Origin of the sequence: Desulfotomaculum sp. 1211_IL3151 (assembly GCF_036763075.1) — a bacterium.
Taxonomy (GTDB): Bacteria; Bacillota; Desulfotomaculia; order Desulfotomaculales; family Desulfotomaculaceae; genus Desulfotomaculum.
Map to the genome: position 1 here is coordinate 158,965 of NZ_JBAIYV010000050.1, position 17,321 is coordinate 176,285.

The window sequence follows — 17,321 nt, forward strand, 5'->3', positions numbered from 1 at the left end:
GAGGGCAAAAATTATCTTCTTATTATGCCATAAAGAGGTTTTGCTAGTATGGTTCTTTCCAGTCCATAGGTTACCAGGCCCGACAGGGTAAGAATGATTACCAAGCCCAAGCAGGTAAACAAATGCACTTCATTGGCTGTAACTGGGGAAAACACACGTTGCCAAAGCATCAGAAAAAATGGGTGTACCAAATAAATTCCAAAGGACAATTCACCAATTTTTCCGATTATCGCTGATTTGCCACAGGCACCCTGCTGCAATAGCCTGGAAAGAAAAATAATACATATGCCGATGGTTGTTGCATATAACAGCCAAACCATTTGAAAGTAAAAGGTATTGATCCTATGGCCCGCCAATACAGCCAGATATTGCTGCACATAAAAGCTTCCCGAAAGAATAGCAAAAATTCCAATAAGCACCCGATACCTTGTCCAAAGATGATTCCAGGCGGAAACATTATAACCTAGCCATAGCCCAACACCAATGGGAAAGATATAACTGGGGAGCAAGGAGGCTGTATAAGGGAAATGGGGGTAAAGGTACATTCTGTTAATCCAATAAAAGGCTACTTGCAGGGTAGCAAGGATTATGATTGTATTCACTAAGCTGGGTCGATACCGGTACCAAAAAACATGCAAAAAAGGAAATACAAGATAAAATTGAATAACCACCGACAGGAAGTATAGATGATAGAAACCTTTACCAAAGCCATACCACAGAAGCAGTTCCTTTAACGTGGGTACCTTGCCGACATGGCCGGTAATAAAAAGTAAGCTAAGGTAGAGTGTTGTCCAGACCATAAAGGGAACAACAACCCGGATCCAGCGTTTGCGGTAAAAGTCCCGCCATTTTATAGCCCCGTCGGTTCCTATGCCATAAGCTAAGACGAGGGCACTGACCATTAAAAATAAAGGTACCGCAAACTGTAAGGCCCGGTTAATACCAGTATAAACAGTATGGCTGGGGACCCCCGCTGGCAATACCTCCAGTGGTATACTTGTGATATGTATGAGTACCACCGCCAAAATAGCGATACCCCGAGTACTTTGAATTTCTTTTAGCTTTCCCTTGTTATTATTCATTTCGCCTCACTAATTATAAAATAATAGCCATTTTAGGCATTAGGCGCCTTCTGCTATGTCAGCCTGAGCGGCGGAACCATCCGGATAATCAGAGAACCAGGGATTTTTCCCTGGTTCTGCTTATCCGGAAAGTTACATTTCTGTGGAGGGAAGCCAGCTGCTGGCTTCGTCATTGGTATTATCCCCGGTAGATGGGTTATTTTGCTGTGCCGCCCCAGACCCTTTGCCGTCATCCACAATGATCTCAACATTATTATCCTTTTTCTCAGGATTTGTTGATTTACTTGGTTTTTCTTGATTGGCTGTATCCGTCACAGGGGTTTCTTTGTCCTTTTTACTAGAATCCTGAGCATCATTGGTAGGTAAAATAGGATTTACCGATTCATTGGCCTTGGTCTTGGGTTTTGGTTCTTCTTTGGCAATCGTTTGTGTATTAACCTGCGTATTAACTGTCTCCTCGCCTAGCACCACATCATAGGGTTTACCTTCCTGAATGAGTGATTCGGCAACCATTTTGGCTTGCTTAGGGTCAACACTCCAATAGCTAACACCATTCATATCCAAGAACTTACCAGGCATGGTCTGGGTAACAATTTCGACACTACTCAGATTTTTAGCTGCCTTGGCCAGAGTCACCATTTGGGCAAGGCCCAGGTTCGTATCAAGATATTTATTAATAGTAGGAACCAGCTTAGGCAGTTTTGTAATGGTAGAGGTCTGCATCATTTCCTGGGCCAGGGCTTTTAAAAATTTTTGCTGACGCTCTGTCCGGCTGACATCCCCCAGGGCATCACTGCGAAAGCGCACATACTGCAGTGCTTTATCCCCATTCAGTTCCTGCAGGCCTGGCTGCAAATCGATCTTTTGCAAGTCCGGTTCGTCATAGGGATCGTAGTGATACATCCGTTTTTCTACATCAATGGTAACTCCACCCAGGGCATCTACAATATCACGAAAGCCCCGAACATTGGTGGTTAAGTAGTGATCAATCTTCACTCCGGTTAGGTTTGAAACAGTTTCCATAACCAGTTCCGGACCACCGAATACATTGGCTGCGTTAATCTTATCCTGACCATGACCAGGAATTTTTACACGGGTATCCCTGGGCAGAGAAATCATGGCTATGCGGTTTTTATCTTTATCTACACTGACCAGGATTAAGCTGTCTGTACGGGTATTGGTTTCCCCCTCCCGGGCATCGACGCCCAAAAGCAGGAAATTCATACGATTCTTTAAAACATCCTCATCCTCTGTTTCACCTAGGGTTAATGCTGATAAAGACGGACCTGCTCCACTGAAAAGGAATTGGTTCGCCAGTACATAACCGGTACCTACCACCAGAGCAAAAAAGGTGCAAAAAATGATCAAGGGAATAACCCTTACCTTTCTTTTTCTTCTACGTTCCATTCATTAGCCACCTTCTCTTCTTTCTTAGTATCCGAAAGCATAAGTACAAGGCTTATTTACTAACTGGCACACAGAAGTATTGTACCATTCTTCACCATAATCATTCAATGCCAAATCCAGACAATTTAGCCTAAAACCAGGGAATACTTCGACGCTTTTTGCGGCATTCGACAGTACCAGACACCTCAGCCATCGGCTCAATCTCAAAGACGATGGCCAAGACTGAAGGCAAAAAACATCTCCATATTATTTAAGACGTTATAAAACCAAAAATATAACACCTATTTTACAAAAGGTGTTATATTTTTAACTTATATTTCATGATTACCAACCAGGCAAACTTGGGCAGAACAAGCTGCCGCTTCCAACGTTGGGGCTCCTTCATTAAACGCCCCAGCCATTCCAAGTTCATCTTCTGCAGCCAGGGTGCTACACGTTCCACCTTGCCAGCTATGACATCAAAACTGCCGCCAACACCCATGACTACGGGAACCCCCATCTTATTTTTATGTTTATGAATCCACTGTTCCTGTCTAGGCATACCCAGGGCCACAAAAAGCAGCTGGGGTTTGGCTGCGGCAATCTCCTTAACTACACTATCTTCCTCATGGGGTTTAAAATACCCGTCATGGGTGCCTGCTATGATCAGCGATGGATACTGTTTTTTTAAGTTTGCGGCTGCTTCCTCCGCCACACCCGGCGCGGCTCCCAATAAAAAGACCCGCCAGCCTGCCTTGGCTGCCTTTGGTATCAGACTCAGCATTAAATCTATGCCCGTTACCCGTTCCGGCACAGGCATGCCAGCCATTTTTGCCGCCCAGACGATCCCGGTACCATCCGGTGTTACTAAATCAGCCTCGTGTACCAATTTCATTAGCTCTTCATTATACTGGGCCCGGTAGAGATATTCTGGGTTGAGGGTGATAATGAAGTGGGATTTACCATCCCTTTGCAGAAACCCTTCTATTTGATTTACGGTTTCCTTCATATTTAATGCATCCACAGGTGCCCCCAGCAACTTTATGCGCATTTTTCGCCTCCCGATATCCGTTCCCCATGCACCGAGATTACCCCTCGTTAATAGATAGAAATAAAACCTTCCTGCTTATTATAATCCACCGTCGCCCCTAATGATTCGGAAATAAATCTTAAAGGGACCAATGTGCGTTTGTTCACCACCTGAGCAGGTAATTGAAGATTTACTATTTTATCGTTAACTTTAGCCTGTAGCTCACCAATTTTAAGAGAGATCTCCTGCGTACCCTTGGTTACCATGATGGTTTCTGATGCACCGTAGTAGGTTACCTCTGCCCCCAGCTTTTCCATGATACCTCTTAGAGGAACTAGTGTTATACCGGCATCAACGATGGGCTGAGTATCAAAGGAGACTTCCTCGCCGTTAATAAAGATATTGATTTTACCAGAATTAGTATACCCAGTATTTGTTGCTTTACTATTTAATTGAATGACATCAATTATAAGACTTTGATTTCCACTAGGCACCTGTAGATAGGCCCCTGGCCCCGCAAAGAATGAGCTGGGGGACAGAACAATCACTGGCTTCCTTTGTAATGTCCAAAGTCCCAGGGGAACTTCCGTTTCAACAATATACTGTTCCCCATTTTCCCTGCCAATTAAAGCCGAGAAATCATCAAAAATCATTAAAACAGTTACAGCCTCATTGTAGTATTGCTTGGTGGGAGCGGCTGCCCCCGAAATACTTTTTGAGCTGGTGATGGCAGAATCCCTGCCGTCTATCTCAAGCTTGATGTCACCTGTAAAATTACTATCTACTTTTATTTGCAGTCCCTTTAGTATAATGGAATCTGTAACCCCATCCTCACAATTCTTCATGGTCACCTCTAATACTCGGTCTGAAACCAATCTTATATCTGCATAGGCAGCATCTACCACACTTTCTGGATTCCATGAGATGCCAGACGAAAGGGCTATGGTAAATACGTCACCGTTTTGGAAATGATCATCAAACTGGCGATCCTCACTAAATCGGATCTCCCCAATGGAGAAATATTGGCCATTGTTTTGGACGTTGACTATGTTTGAGATGCTGTTATGAGAGTAGGCTAAGGCTGATGTTGCGAAAAGTAAGGATATTGTAAAAAGGACAAAAATACCCAAGGTTATTCTTTTCAAAAAGATTCCTCCTCTCAGCTAATATGGCCAGGGCCGGCCTGACCCCATCGGTTGATTAAGTTGTATCGTTTGTTATCGGGTGCCTTCGCGAAAAAACACTCAAAAAGAAGGAGAGAACCAAGCCTCTCCCTCTAAAATATTACATCGTGATATTTTCTAGCTTGTTTGTATCTTTAACAATAACCATTTTGGCAACATCATCAAAATGAACTTCATAGCCAAAGGCCTCTGCCATAAATCTTGCAGGCAAATAGGCTCGGCCATTTATTATTTCCGGTGCAACATCCATGGGTGTATCCGTACCGTTGACCTTTAATTGATTGTTACCCTCTTCCACAGTTACTGAAACGGTATCTTTCGTTATGATGATGCTTTTACCGTCCGTTTCTATTCCCGCAGGGCTAATTCCCAACCCGTAGCAAAGATAGCGAACCGGCACATAGGTTCTGCCATCTTTTACATAGGTAACGGCATCCATATCCTGGGCCAGGTTGCTGTACAGGTAAAAATTTTGACCCACCGGGAAAATTGTATCATGGGTTTCCAAAACTTTACCTATTAGTTTACCAACTGTCACCTGATAGATGTCCGGTATTTTAGTATCACTTTGTACAATAGCAGACCCGCCAATTTTAAAAACAATATCTCCCTGGGGCAAACTATTTATTAAACGGCCTTTGATATTTTTAATTTTTAAAGTTGTGGCCTCGGAAGAAACCCCTTCTACAGGAATAATCACCCTATCATTCTCTAATATTATATCCTTTTCCAGGGAAAGATGCCCGCTGACCAGTTCTACCTCTGGGTGATCCACCAAAGTAACACCCTTTGGCAACAAAATAACAATTTCCCCCTTTGTAAGCTTAGTCGTCAGGTTATATTCAAGGTTATGATAGCCCTTTTCTTCTATCAAAGAAGGGTAGCCAAGGATTGCTCCCGGCCGATTTTCTTTAATAATTATGTCCCCGAGCAATACCTCAGCCCCCAGAGTCACTTCTAGCGCAGTTGCTTCCACAGTAATGGGCTGTACCAAGTTGCCCAATGTCACTTCACCGGACACCCCCGCTGATCCAGAAATTGTAGCTATCAGAGGTCCGGGGGTTACATCTGACTCAACATAAACTGAACCATTTTTCAGACTGATCTTAGCTGCAATATCCCTATCAAAATCATTTGAAATAAATTCGACTTGTCGCTTGTCCGAATCACTGGTTGAATTGGGCTGAATAAGCAAATCTGCAATGCTGTTTTCATAATAAACCCTAGGAATACTAAACCAGTGAACACCCTTGGGTAATGATACAGTTATCGTTCTTCCACCAATGATACTGTTGGGCAGTCCTTCTTGAATAGATATGGGACTAATTCTTTCATCAATGCGACCAATGGTAATATCCTTGCTTTCTGCTGCCTGCACAGTGGTCTCATAATCCATCAAATTTCCCACCAGTACCTGCTGGTCATTTCCATGCATACTTTGTACCATTACATTAATCTCTTTTACGTTGGCATAGCTTTCTACATTCACCCTGGGAACCACCGTAATAAAACCAGGTATATCGTTATCATTTCTTAGATAGATTTTTAATACACTGTTTCCCTGGTTGTTTCTCGTTACTTCTTCTTCCCTATCCTTGCTTACACCGACATAACTAATGGTAGTATATTTCTCTGTATCTTTGCCAACTTCTCTCCAGGTATAGCCCACTGGTAGTACTAGAGTAATGCAACTCTCGTCAAAAAACGTACCATAGAGCTTAACTGTACCGAGCAATTGATTGTCATCCTCTGCCACAGTCTCGGTGTTTAATGCCTTAACTTGAATTGCCGTGGCCATAGTTACCACCTTTGCCACATTGTAGCTACCCTCCGTTACACCGGTTCCCGGTGCCTCCAGGGCTATTACCACATTGCTAGTGGCTCCGTTAACCCTTACCGCGCTTTCACCGTCAAACTTAAAATCAATAAAGCCCCTGGTTCCCGGCCCACCTCCGATTACCTTAACTGTAATGAAGTTTTTAGAGGCAGCAACAATGGAAACATCTTGAATAGAGTTGTAAACATTGCTTACCATAGCAGGTGCTTCTGCAAAATTTTCATTTATACCTAAGTCTGGCACATTCATAAAGGTAACTCCGGCAGGCAGAAAAATGCTGATTAAATCACCGTCCTTGATAGAACCGCTGGTAAAATCCTGCTCAACAATTCTTAACGTACCAAGGGAAATATCCTGCCCATTTTGTTTAATGGTTGGTTGACTAAGTACGGTATTAGTTGTAGCCGCAAATGCGTTGCTATCTATAAAAAGTATTAGTATTAGCATGAAACACCTAAGATATCTGAGCATGTATAAACCCCTTATCTCTATTAAACGCAAAGCAATCCGTATCATTGCCTTGTCGTCAGATTTCTTTTGAAATTCATTTTATTATATCAAAAAAAGACATAAAATGTATTATTTTATTTAAATTCCATCTATTGGCTACCTATACAAACCCCTCTGCCTCTGACAACAACCCCGGCACAATATATTTAACTACAGAAATTAACTCAGATGTATGCTCGTATGTGGATACTAATAACTGCAAACTGTACCATTTAGATCGATAGCAGAGGCATTAGGTGCAGACGTTGTGTTGAAATGATCAATTCAAACAAATTATTGTAACACTTAATCAGCGTGAAGTCATTATGACCATTGGTATAAAGGATTACATAGTGAATATCCAAACAAAAGAGTATGGATACGGTCCCTGTTGTTAAAGATAACCAAGTGTTTATACCCCTTTGAGCTTTGGCAGAAGCTTTAAATTGTAAAGTTATCTGGGATCCAACAGGTAAAAATATTTATATAGAAAAATAAAGCACCCTTTAGGATGCTTTATACAATTGGCCCAGAAAGCTTAATTGCACAGTTGCTTATATCCATACCCTTTTTAATAATATGCTCTTGCCTATAGCGAAAAGTAAATAAATTTACAGTTAATGGCTTGACAATAAATTCCTTTGGATAAAAAATTCCTGAAGCAATATCATTGCCTGCAGCATCAATTAGTGTTAGGGGCAGTTTTTCCAATTTTACAGAACGGCCGTAACTGTTGCGAACAATAACTGAAACAAGAATCTGTTCGTCCCCTACCATCTTAGTGGAAAAAAGGGATATATCCAGTGCATTGGGTTTCATTGAAGGTAATTTTGCCACCCTGCGCTTAACGAGATCCGTAAAAGCCTCCGAAAAGGATTCTGGCAATAGGCCAGCAATACTATCATCTAATACAACGTCCACATGATTAATATCTTTCGGCATTAAATCAAAGGCAATCTTCCAATTTTCGTTGGAAATCTCGTCCACGTAAAGGTTAGACTTATCAAAAAACAGTTGTGTCGGCCTTGCACTAAAGGAGGGAATTACACCAAGGTCTTTCAAATTGAATAACTGACGTCCCAGAACCTTATTCTCCAAATTCATAATAATCAACGCCAGTATATCAAACTTAACAGGTCTATTTAGCCCGTTTTGAAAATAGACACCTACATCGAAATTTTGTTCTGCTTCTACGATATAAACACCAACCACAGAAACATCTCCAACTTTAATCTTAGGAAGCTCTGCCACTTCTTTTTTTAAGAATTTCTTCTCCGAATTAGACATTTTATTTTCCACTTCCAAAGGTAAGGACAACTTTATTTTAGCAAAGGGCCTATCTTCTACATTATTATCTTTATCTATAAAGACGGGGTCATGCATTAATACGTCACCGGCAGTGCTTTGTTTTTTTTCAAAAAAATTTTTAAATACCTCAAACATAAAATTCCTCCTGATATACAAGATTATCTTTTTTACACTTTAATACTTATTATATCAAAATTATCGGCAACTAGCTTAAGAATAAAAAATACCCCATGGTATATTCCATGAGGTACATCAAAATAAAGTAGGGAAAATAAAGTGGTCAGGCTTTAGTTCAGATTTTTAAAGGTATACATAGACACTGATAGCAATGAGATATCGCCGGCTTAGGCACGAAGCATACATACTGGGCTCCATTTCTCATAATCTTTAATAGCACCATATATGCCTATTAATTTCCTTTAAAGCCTGACCAACCTCGGAGGAATAGGGTAAAGGTAATATGCCTTGTACCCTATTTGAATGGGACATCCTAATTATATATTAATTGTCGATATTTGTCGATATTTGTTTTATTTTATTGTGATTTATTTTAACGTATTCCAATAAGATACCCTTTTATATAAAATACGAATCATATTACTTTTTTAGGTCTCATTTATAAAAAACTTGATTAACATTTCAAGGTAGTTATCTCCCTGATCCCGTATCGATGTAGATAAATTCGAGCTGACTCTGGAATATAAAGATGCTGAGGGAAATGTGCTGCCAACAGAATAAGTTGCCTAACGATCTGGCTGTTAGCTTTATCGATAGCGTTTCTGTATTCAACACAGACGGCACAATTAGAACAAAAGCAAACCTACCTACGGCTAGTCAAGCAATAACCGTAGTTGCTACTGTCACTTCTGAATCTGCTACTGTTAATATTACCAAGGAATACGTTGTTACGGTAGTAAATGCCACTGATCGGGCCTCGGCAGATGCTTCTGTATTCGTTTACAACACGGCTGTTGCAGCCTCCGTTGTGGTTGTTGGTGACACTGCGCCTGTCTTAGTTCCTATAATTGCCAGGGTAAACGACGGCGATAAAGTCTAAAGTTAACGAGAATGACACCGATATAACCAATAATGATCGGTCTGGGCAAACAGCATCTGTAACATCTTCAGATGCAATTAAGCTTGCGGTATCTGCCGATGGAACCACGATTAACCTTACTCCAATTTATTTCGTTCTTCTCTGCTAAGGCCCCGAAAATATACACATTAAATGAAGAAAATTTATAAAAAGTCCCGAAACCATCTAAAAGAGAATTACTTGAGGGAAAACGCGACTTAATGGTCCCTTATAGCCCGTCCCTGTGTCTGAATTTAAAAGGAAATTGTTAGCCTTTCGTAATTACTTTTTGATGCAAAAAATGCTACTGTAGATAGCACTGGGAAACTATACATCTGGTTAGCACCTCTCTGCCATTTAATGGTTTACCAGTAGCTATTTAAAATAAAATAGAATAGAAAGGGGTTGTGTTTTATCATCTAAAACGAAAGGAGCGTATTTTTATGAAAGGTGGTTGAACATGAATTTCCTATATCGTAAAAGCAAAAGCAAATATTTTATTTGCTTGTTTGTGTTGGTGACTTTTTTGCTGCAAATTACTTTAGCCACCGGTATGCCCTTGGTCTATGCCAACGAGGAGATGGGAAACATTGGCGGAGAACTGGGCTTTAGCACCGAAGCCGGGGAGGCGGACACTTCCGAAGGTGATGTGGTTTCAGAAAGTGATGATACATCTGAAACTGACAACACCTCCGAAGACGATGCTGCCTCCGAGGACGGGGATGCCAAGGACACTGAAGACAGCAGCACCGAGGACAGTAACACAGAAGACCCTAACGGGAACGACATCGAAGGTAAGGAAGAAGATACCCCGGCAGGTGATGGTTCTGAAGACGAAACGGCTAAAACCGAGCAAGAGCCTGTAGTTGAAGATCCAGCAACCGAAGAACCCCCTGAATTAAAGGATGAAGAACCATTAGCCGAAGAACTTCCCGAAATAGTGGATGAAAAAGCAGCACCTAACCTGGCAGGAATGATTATGAGCCTGTTTGGGGAAGGGGGCGGTAGGGATTTAGGGAATATCTTTACGTTTGTAGGCTTATGGGTTGGCAGTAATGAAATTGAGGAAAATACGCCAGTTGAATTAACTGCCGATACTACAGTCACCATGAGATACAATTGGAGTATTAAGGGTTTAAATCCTCCGGCCCAACCGGGAGATACAGCATCAATCGAAATCCCGGATATCTTTGATACCGCCGGAAGCTTTCCTGATAGCCCTATATTATTAAGTGATAACGAAACCAAGGTAGGAACATGGACTATATCCAGCGGTTATTTAAAGTTTACCTTTGATGAAGGATTAGAAGGCATTGATCCTGACGCTCTTGAAGATGCCTTTGTCGAATTTGGCTTTAAATTAAATATGAATCAATTTGAAGAGGGTATTACCCAAAGGATTGAATTCAGCGATTCCCTTAATAAAGAATTTAAACTAACCGTTAAACCTGATACCACTGCCGCAAAGGCCATTACCAAAGTAGGGATTCCGGATGGTACAGGCACAGATGCTAAAAAGGATGCTAAAAATATTACCTGGACTATTGATGTGCTTAATACTGGGAACACATCATTAGAAGGCGCGGTTTTATCCGAAGATACCATACCTACGGGCTTATCCTTAAAAACTGATAGCTTTTATATAACACCCTTAATTATGGGGCTTAATGGTACCGCAAATCTAAGTCTAAATGGAAGTTCTACTCATATTACGAACCCATCTAAAGGCGAAGGCTTTGAAGTTAACCTACCTAAGATGGAACCCTACAACGGTTATCGGGTAACATATACCACTGCCATAGATGGTATTGGTATAGAAAGTTTTACGAATACTGCTAAGCTAACTAAAGGTGAAGATGAACCAATAACCGCAATAGAAACGGTAACTGCTCTAACGTACACCCCTCCCATAGTGAAATCCGGCAAAAAAGTGGGTAATAATAATGATGAAATAGAATGGACCATAACCGTAAACGAGGGCAAAAGTGCCAGCATAGCTACTCCCATAGTAAAAGATACTTTGCCAGATGGATTAGCAATAAAAGAAGTGGCGGGAACTAAACAAATTAAGGTATTTAAGAATGATGTTGATGTTACCGGCTCAGCAGGTGTTGCCGACTCTCCGTTTGCAATAACACTGCCTAGCATAGGAAATGGTGATACTTACAAAATAGTCTATACCACAACCATCGACTATACAAAAGTAAATGAGGGAGTTTATCGGCAGACAAGTTCTTTTACCAACCAGGCAACTTTATCGAATGGTGCGAGTCAAATAGGAGACCCGGTTTCATACAAGGTAGATGTTACTAGGAAAAACTTATTAGCTAAGGAGGGTTCTAATCCTAGTAACTATGGGGATACTCTTAGCTGGACTATCAAAGTTAATGAGGCCTATCATAGCATTGCCAACGCAACATTACATGATAAAATTCCGGCGGATCTGCTCTTTAATAAAGATAATGTTACTATTAAAAAGAGAGCAAAAAATGGGAGCTGGGTAACCCTAACAGATGATGCTAAGCCTACCGTATCAGATATGGATGGAGATAGGAAAGTAACCATTACCTTAGGTAATATAACAGAAGAATATGAGATTAACTATACAACAAAATTAACTGCGGCTGACTTTGCAGAAGGTAAAAACTTCAAGAATGAAGCCTGGCTGACTTATGACAACCCGGGCACAGGCCCAGGCAGTGGTACGCTAGAACATAAGGTTGGTAAAGAGCTAAAACCTGCTGATAATAGCTATAACAAAATTTCCACCGGTGTAGACTACGCTGAAAAGACTATCTCTTGGAAAATGGAAATCGACCCTATTAAGGAGCCGATTACAGAATTGCATATAGTTGACACCTTCCCCCATAACGGGTTGATATTTTTACCGGATTCCTTGGAGATTAAAAAAGGTAGTACTACTATAATGACCCCAATAACCGATTATACCCTTGCCCCAAATACTGTTGGTGAGAATACCGGTTACCAAAATGGTTTTACCGTAGCATTTACTCCTGGCACTAGCGAAAATCCGCTGCTAAGTGGGCAGAAAATAACCATCACCTATCAAACTTCCTACGATCCCCAAGAGGTAGTGGATGAAAATGTGCTTATCCCATATACCGGCACAGGGGATACCAAAGAATACAAAAACCAAGCAGCAATCACAGGTCAAACTAAAAGTGCAAAAAGTATAAACAAACTACTAAATGCTACAGCTTTAACTAATGAAAATACCGATTCACCCTCCTGGAACAGCGGTAAAAAAGAAGGTAGCCGGGTATATAAAGACAACAGTGGGGCGATTAACGCTGGTTGGGTAAGCGGGAAAGAACGGCTTATTGAGTGGAAGATTTATATCAACTATTTAGCTCAGGATTTAGGAAACGGTGTTACAGTTACAGATACCTTGGGTTATGACGGAACAATCGTTTTAGATAGTGTGAAAATCAAGGAATACACCGTAAACTCGTCATCAGGGGCAACTATAGACGGAGATACTGCACCAATCCTTTATGACAAGACTCTGAGCGATGATGACAAAACATTAAATATAAGCTTCTCAGGAACTGTGGATAAAAAAAGGTATGTAATCATCTACCACACAACCGTCCCGGATAAATCCCAAGGAACCTATAGCAACCATGCCACTGTCAAGGTTGCTGGCACCGACTATCCTTACCAAGGCTCAGTTAGCTACAATGAGCATCAATCATTTGTGGATAAAAAAGCTTTAGTAACTGGCACAAAAGTTTATACAGATGATGAGGTTAATTGGGAAATAGCAATCAACGATAGCTTATCAACTAATATGGCAAATGTGGTGGTTACAGATACCATTGCTAAAGGAATGGCCTTCAAATCCGGGAGTTTAGAGATTTATAGGATTGAGGGCGGCAGTGAGGTTGATGCTAGTGGGGAGTATGAAAGCGACGTCACCGGCAATCACAATGATGGAACTACACTAACCATCACCTTTAAGGGCCCCATCAGCCATAAGTATATTATCAGATACCAAACTATAGTTACAGCTATAAGCGGAACTGTCAGTAATACTGCTAAAATTACAGGCAGCCATGTAACGGGAGGAAAGACTTCAGGCAAAACTTTTTCCTCTGAGAAATTCGGTTCTACAGGTGGAGTTATCGCTAATAAAGGCAAAATCCGTATCGAAAAAGCAGATCCAGACGGAAGTATAATAACTGCCAATCCAATCAAAGCACAGTTCAAACTATGGTATAACCTTAATGGAGAACAAGTTCCCTTTAACCAGGGAGAACTATTTACAACGAATAACGGAGTAATAGAAATAACTAATCTCCCCTTAAGAGAATACCAATTAGAAGAAGTCACGGCTCCCAAAGGTTTTGAAAAATTGGCTGAAAAAGTAACTGTTAATGTAAACAAACAATTCCAAAATAAGGCCGAAAATGTTATAAAAGTTGAAGTAAAAAACCAAAAAACCAAGATAAGTATCACAGGAACCAAGAAATGGATAGATAGCCCGGATGACAAACCTGCCATAACCCTTCAATTGTATAGAAACGAGGATGTAATAAACGAGGTTGAATTAACGGGTGAACCCTGGAGCCATACCTGGAATGTAGATAAGACAGATAATCAAGGTAAAGATTATAATTATAGGGTAGATGAAAAGGAAGATCTTGAACATTATACGAAGGATGTTGCTCTGGTAGAAGGCGGGTTTGAAATTACCAACACCTACACCTATGTATCAGACAAGATCGAGATTACAGGAACCAAGGTCTGGAAGGGTGGGCCGGAAGTAAAACCGGATATTCAACTTCAACTTTACAGAAACAACGAAGCCCTTGAAGACCCAGTTACACTAACTAACGGGACAACAACTCATACCTGGATCAACTTAGATAAAACAGATCACGGCAGAACACCTTACCAATACCGCATTGATGAAGTTAAAGTCCCTGCTAATCACAGCAAATCCATCTCAGAAGACGGACTTACTATTACCAACACCTACTACAGTCCACCTGTCGGTGGTGGTTCACCAAAAACAGCCATTACCGGAGGTAAGATTTGGGAAGGGGGACCAAGCAGCAAGCCAACTATCCAACTTCAGCTCTATAGAAACGGAATAGAGCATGGGGATCCGGTAGAACTGACAGATGGCCAACTAAGCTATACCTGGAACGATGTAGATAAAAATGATAACACAGGCAAGGACTATACCTATACCGTAGATGAGCTAGCGGTTCCGGCAAACTATGTTAAAGCAATCTCGAAGGATGGATTAATCATCACCAACACCTATAATGGAAAGGAAAAGGAATATGCCATCGACCTCAAGGCTAATCCTTCTACCATTGTTGGGGACGGCAAATCCGAAACTGTTTTAACTGCTAAGGTAACAGATGAAAATGGTAATCCTGTAGCGGGTGTGGAAGTATTTTTCGATGCACCTATGGGAACCTTCCTTGGAGACCCTGGTAACCCGGAAAGTGGTAAGAACACTGGTTTAACTAATGCCAATGGTGAAGCCCACATCCTTTACCGCTCCGAAAAAATCGAAGGCATAGAGTCCAAAGTAGTTCCAGTAAATGCTACAGTTGAAGACCCGGAAAAGGATCTTTACGCTACTGATACCATTTACGTTACCTTTGAACCGGCTTCTATAATAGGAGTAGTAATTGATAATACTACCGGTAAGCCCATAGATGGTGCTAAGGTTATTGTAACTAAGGATTTCGATGGTGACGGCATCGTAGACTTCTACGCCGAACAAATTACCGGGCCCGATGGCAAATACAAAATTGCCATTCCTAAAGGGGATATGGTATACGATGTTGAAATTATTAAACCGATCTACCTTAACGGTGAAAAAGTAGAGGTTAGTTTTAAGCAAAAGGCTCAAGCCGGTGAGGTTTCTGCAGATAAGGAAGATGAAGAATTCCCGGCTAAAGAAACCTTTACAGGTATAATTATCACCAAGGATAAGGAAGGCAATGATAAGATTGCTTGCAAGGAAACCGGAGATAAAATTACCATCAGGCAGGTAAACGGGAATGGCAGCACCGGCATCAATGCGGTAGTAGACCCGAATACAGGGGTATTTACTATTGAGGGCTTATCAAAAGGCCAGACCTATGAATTTGTCATGACCATAGAGGCTGAGGGTCAAGAGCTGGTAGCAGGTAAAATAGTCGTTCAGCTTGATACTGACGGGGAGATCAGCATCCATCAGGAGCTAATCGACCCCTATGGCACCATCACCGATGGAAAGACCGGGGAGGTACTGGGAGATGTGCATGTCGAACTGTTTTACGCAGATACCGCCAGGAATAGAGCCAAGGGCAGAACACCCCACACTAAGGTTGTCCTACCCGCACTGCCGGGCTTTGCACCCAATGATAATGAAAATCCCCAGTGGAGTACCCCCACAACCGTATTTAATAATCACCCAAGTGTAAAAGACCATGGCAACTATGCCTGGATGGTCTTCCCTGAAGCAGATTACTATATCAAAGGTACCAAAACAGGTTATACTCCTTATACAAGCCCGACGATTTACGTAGACTTTGATGTAGTCAAGCATGACTTCGCCATGCAACCCCTTGATTCCAACGGCAATGAGGGTAGCAGCGGCGGCGGTGGCAGTAGTGGCGGTAGCAGCGGGGGAGGCGGCGGCATTACGCTAGCTCCGACCAAGCCCGACCAACCACCGGTCACCCCGGAATTAGCAGCACCGGAAGTCCCTGAAAAACCAACAGAACCGCAAAAGCCCCAAGAGCCTGTAAATCCGGAAACACCTGCCGATCCATCGGCTCAACAGGAAGCAAAAACACTGGAAACAGGGAATCATCAAGGTACAGCGGAAACCCCAATGGTAGGAAAAGCAGCCTTGCCGAAAACCGGCGAAAACACTAATTTAGGATTTTACCTTCTCGGTATGCTGTTCATTGCCTTAGGACTTTATCTGGGGAAAAGAAGAACATCATAGACGGTTAAGAGGCAGAGCGAATACTCTGCCTCTTTTTACAAAATTTTATAAGCGGGGAAATGGAAAATGTCGAAAAAAATAATCTCCATGATCTTAATAGCGGCAGGTATTGCCCTGCTGACCTATCCCAAGGCATCGGAAATGTGCAGCATCTATCTGCAAAAAAAATTGATCAGCCAATGGCAGGCAGTCCTTGCCCCTGTAGACCAAGGAGATAGCCCTGTTGAGAAAGCTGCTCCTCCGCTCTCCCCAATTCTTGATCCAGATAGTGAAGAAAACAACCCGCCAGAAGAACCCCTCACTCCGCAAGAAAAAGCCAGGCAAGACTATCTACGAAACCATATGGAAGGAATGTTAAAGATTGAGCGAATCGCCCTTGAATTGCCCATCCTAAAAAGTGCGACCGCAAGGAACCTGGATATATCAATAGCTCATGTGGAAAATACCGGGAAAATGGGCGAGCCGGGCAATTATGCCATAGCCGGCCATAGAAGCCACACCTACGGCAGAAATTTCAATCGGTTAGACGAAGTAAATGTAGAGGATCAGCTGGAAGTAACCGATGGAAAAAATACCCACACATACACCGTAACCCAAAAATTATATGTTGACCCCACCGAAATCCACGTTCTTAACAGCAATAAGGATCGCAAAGAAATAACCCTCATTACCTGTCACCCCATGATAAATCCAACCCATCGGCTGATCATTAAAGGCATCCTAAGGGAGTAAAGAAGAGTGTAGCGTGCAGGACACAGGGGGTGTTTCCCTAGAGATCAATTTAATCGATTCATTGTTAGGTGGCATCATTCTTTTGATAATGGAGTACTTGAATTCCTCACTGTATCTTCTCATAGTTTTTCCTCCTCGCACTGTTGCTTAAATAAATATTTAGAGGGCTATGACAACTATCCTAACACAGGGGGCAATATAGAAAAACAAAATACTTTA

General features: G+C 41.8%; 9 protein-coding genes. 3 read left to right on the forward strand and 6 right to left on the reverse strand.

Annotated features, from left to right (window positions below; genetic code table 11):
- Positions 1–11: 11 nt before the first annotated feature.
- From V6C11_RS14170 to V6C11_RS14195, 6 genes are all read right to left on the reverse strand, one after another.
- A complete protein-coding gene (locus V6C11_RS14170) occupies positions 12–1,082 on the reverse strand; it encodes an acyltransferase (RefSeq protein WP_333531849.1) in 1,071 nt (356 codons plus the stop codon).
- 132 nt (positions 1,083–1,214) lie between these two features.
- A complete protein-coding gene (locus tag V6C11_RS14175; RefSeq protein WP_333531850.1) occupies positions 1,215–2,489 on the reverse strand; it encodes an LCP family protein in 1,275 nt (424 codons plus the stop codon).
- Positions 2,490–2,787: 298 nt separating this feature from the next.
- Positions 2,788–3,519 (reverse strand): WecB/TagA/CpsF family glycosyltransferase, encoded by a 732-nt coding sequence (locus V6C11_RS14180; protein ID WP_333531851.1) that lies wholly within the window; start codon positions 3,517–3,519, stop codon positions 2,788–2,790.
- Between the two features lie 47 nt (positions 3,520–3,566).
- Positions 3,567–4,643 (reverse strand): copper amine oxidase N-terminal domain-containing protein, encoded by a 1,077-nt coding sequence (locus V6C11_RS14185; RefSeq protein ID WP_333531852.1) that lies wholly within the window; start codon positions 4,641–4,643, stop codon positions 3,567–3,569.
- 139 nt (positions 4,644–4,782) lie between these two features.
- The gene (locus V6C11_RS14190) at positions 4,783–6,990 is read right to left on the reverse strand and encodes a copper amine oxidase N-terminal domain-containing protein (protein WP_333531853.1); all 2,208 of its coding nucleotides are present in this window, start codon (positions 6,988–6,990) and stop codon (positions 4,783–4,785) included.
- Positions 6,991–7,524: 534 nt separating this feature from the next.
- Positions 7,525–8,451 carry an SLAP domain-containing protein gene (locus V6C11_RS14195; protein WP_333531854.1) on the reverse strand — a complete coding sequence of 309 codons (927 nt, stop codon included), beginning with the start codon at positions 8,449–8,451 and terminating at the stop codon, positions 7,525–7,527.
- A gap of 571 nt (positions 8,452–9,022) precedes the next feature.
- Between V6C11_RS14195 and V6C11_RS14200 the strand changes: the two genes are divergently transcribed.
- The 3 genes from V6C11_RS14200 to V6C11_RS14210 all read left to right on the forward strand — a co-directional run bounded on the left by V6C11_RS14200 (position 9,023) and on the right by V6C11_RS14210 (position 17,102).
- Positions 9,023–9,373 carry a hypothetical protein gene (locus V6C11_RS14200; protein WP_333531855.1) on the forward strand — a complete coding sequence of 117 codons (351 nt, stop codon included), beginning with the start codon at positions 9,023–9,025 and terminating at the stop codon, positions 9,371–9,373.
- A gap of 478 nt (positions 9,374–9,851) precedes the next feature.
- Positions 9,852–16,370, forward strand: coding sequence for a collagen binding domain-containing protein (locus tag V6C11_RS14205; protein ID WP_333531856.1), 6,519 nt, complete (start codon positions 9,852–9,854; stop codon positions 16,368–16,370).
- 66 nt (positions 16,371–16,436) lie between these two features.
- A complete protein-coding gene (locus V6C11_RS14210) occupies positions 16,437–17,102 on the forward strand; it encodes a class D sortase (protein WP_333531857.1) in 666 nt (221 codons plus the stop codon).
- Positions 17,103–17,321 lie beyond the last annotated feature (219 nt).

Excerpts from the sequence above, each read along its gene's own strand:
- V6C11_RS14170 (WP_333531849.1), bottom strand. The coding sequence starts at position 1,082 with ATGAATAATAACAAGGGAAAGCTAAAAGAAATTCAAAGTACTCGGGGT.
- V6C11_RS14175 (WP_333531850.1), bottom strand. The coding sequence starts at position 2,489 with ATGGAACGTAGAAGAAAAAGAAAGGTAAGGGTTATTCCCTTGATCATT.
- V6C11_RS14180 (WP_333531851.1), bottom strand. The coding sequence starts at position 3,519 with ATGCGCATAAAGTTGCTGGGGGCACCTGTGGATGCATTAAATATGAAG.
- V6C11_RS14190 (WP_333531853.1), bottom strand. The coding sequence starts at position 6,990 with ATGCTCAGATATCTTAGGTGTTTCATGCTAATACTAATACTTTTTATA.
- V6C11_RS14195 (WP_333531854.1), bottom strand. The coding sequence starts at position 8,451 with ATGTTTGAGGTATTTAAAAATTTTTTTGAAAAAAAACAAAGCACTGCC.
- V6C11_RS14200 (WP_333531855.1), top strand. The coding sequence starts at position 9,023 with ATGCTGAGGGAAATGTGCTGCCAACAGAATAAGTTGCCTAACGATCTG.
- V6C11_RS14205 (WP_333531856.1), top strand. The coding sequence starts at position 9,852 with ATGAATTTCCTATATCGTAAAAGCAAAAGCAAATATTTTATTTGCTTG.
- V6C11_RS14210 (WP_333531857.1), top strand. The coding sequence starts at position 16,437 with ATGTCGAAAAAAATAATCTCCATGATCTTAATAGCGGCAGGTATTGCC.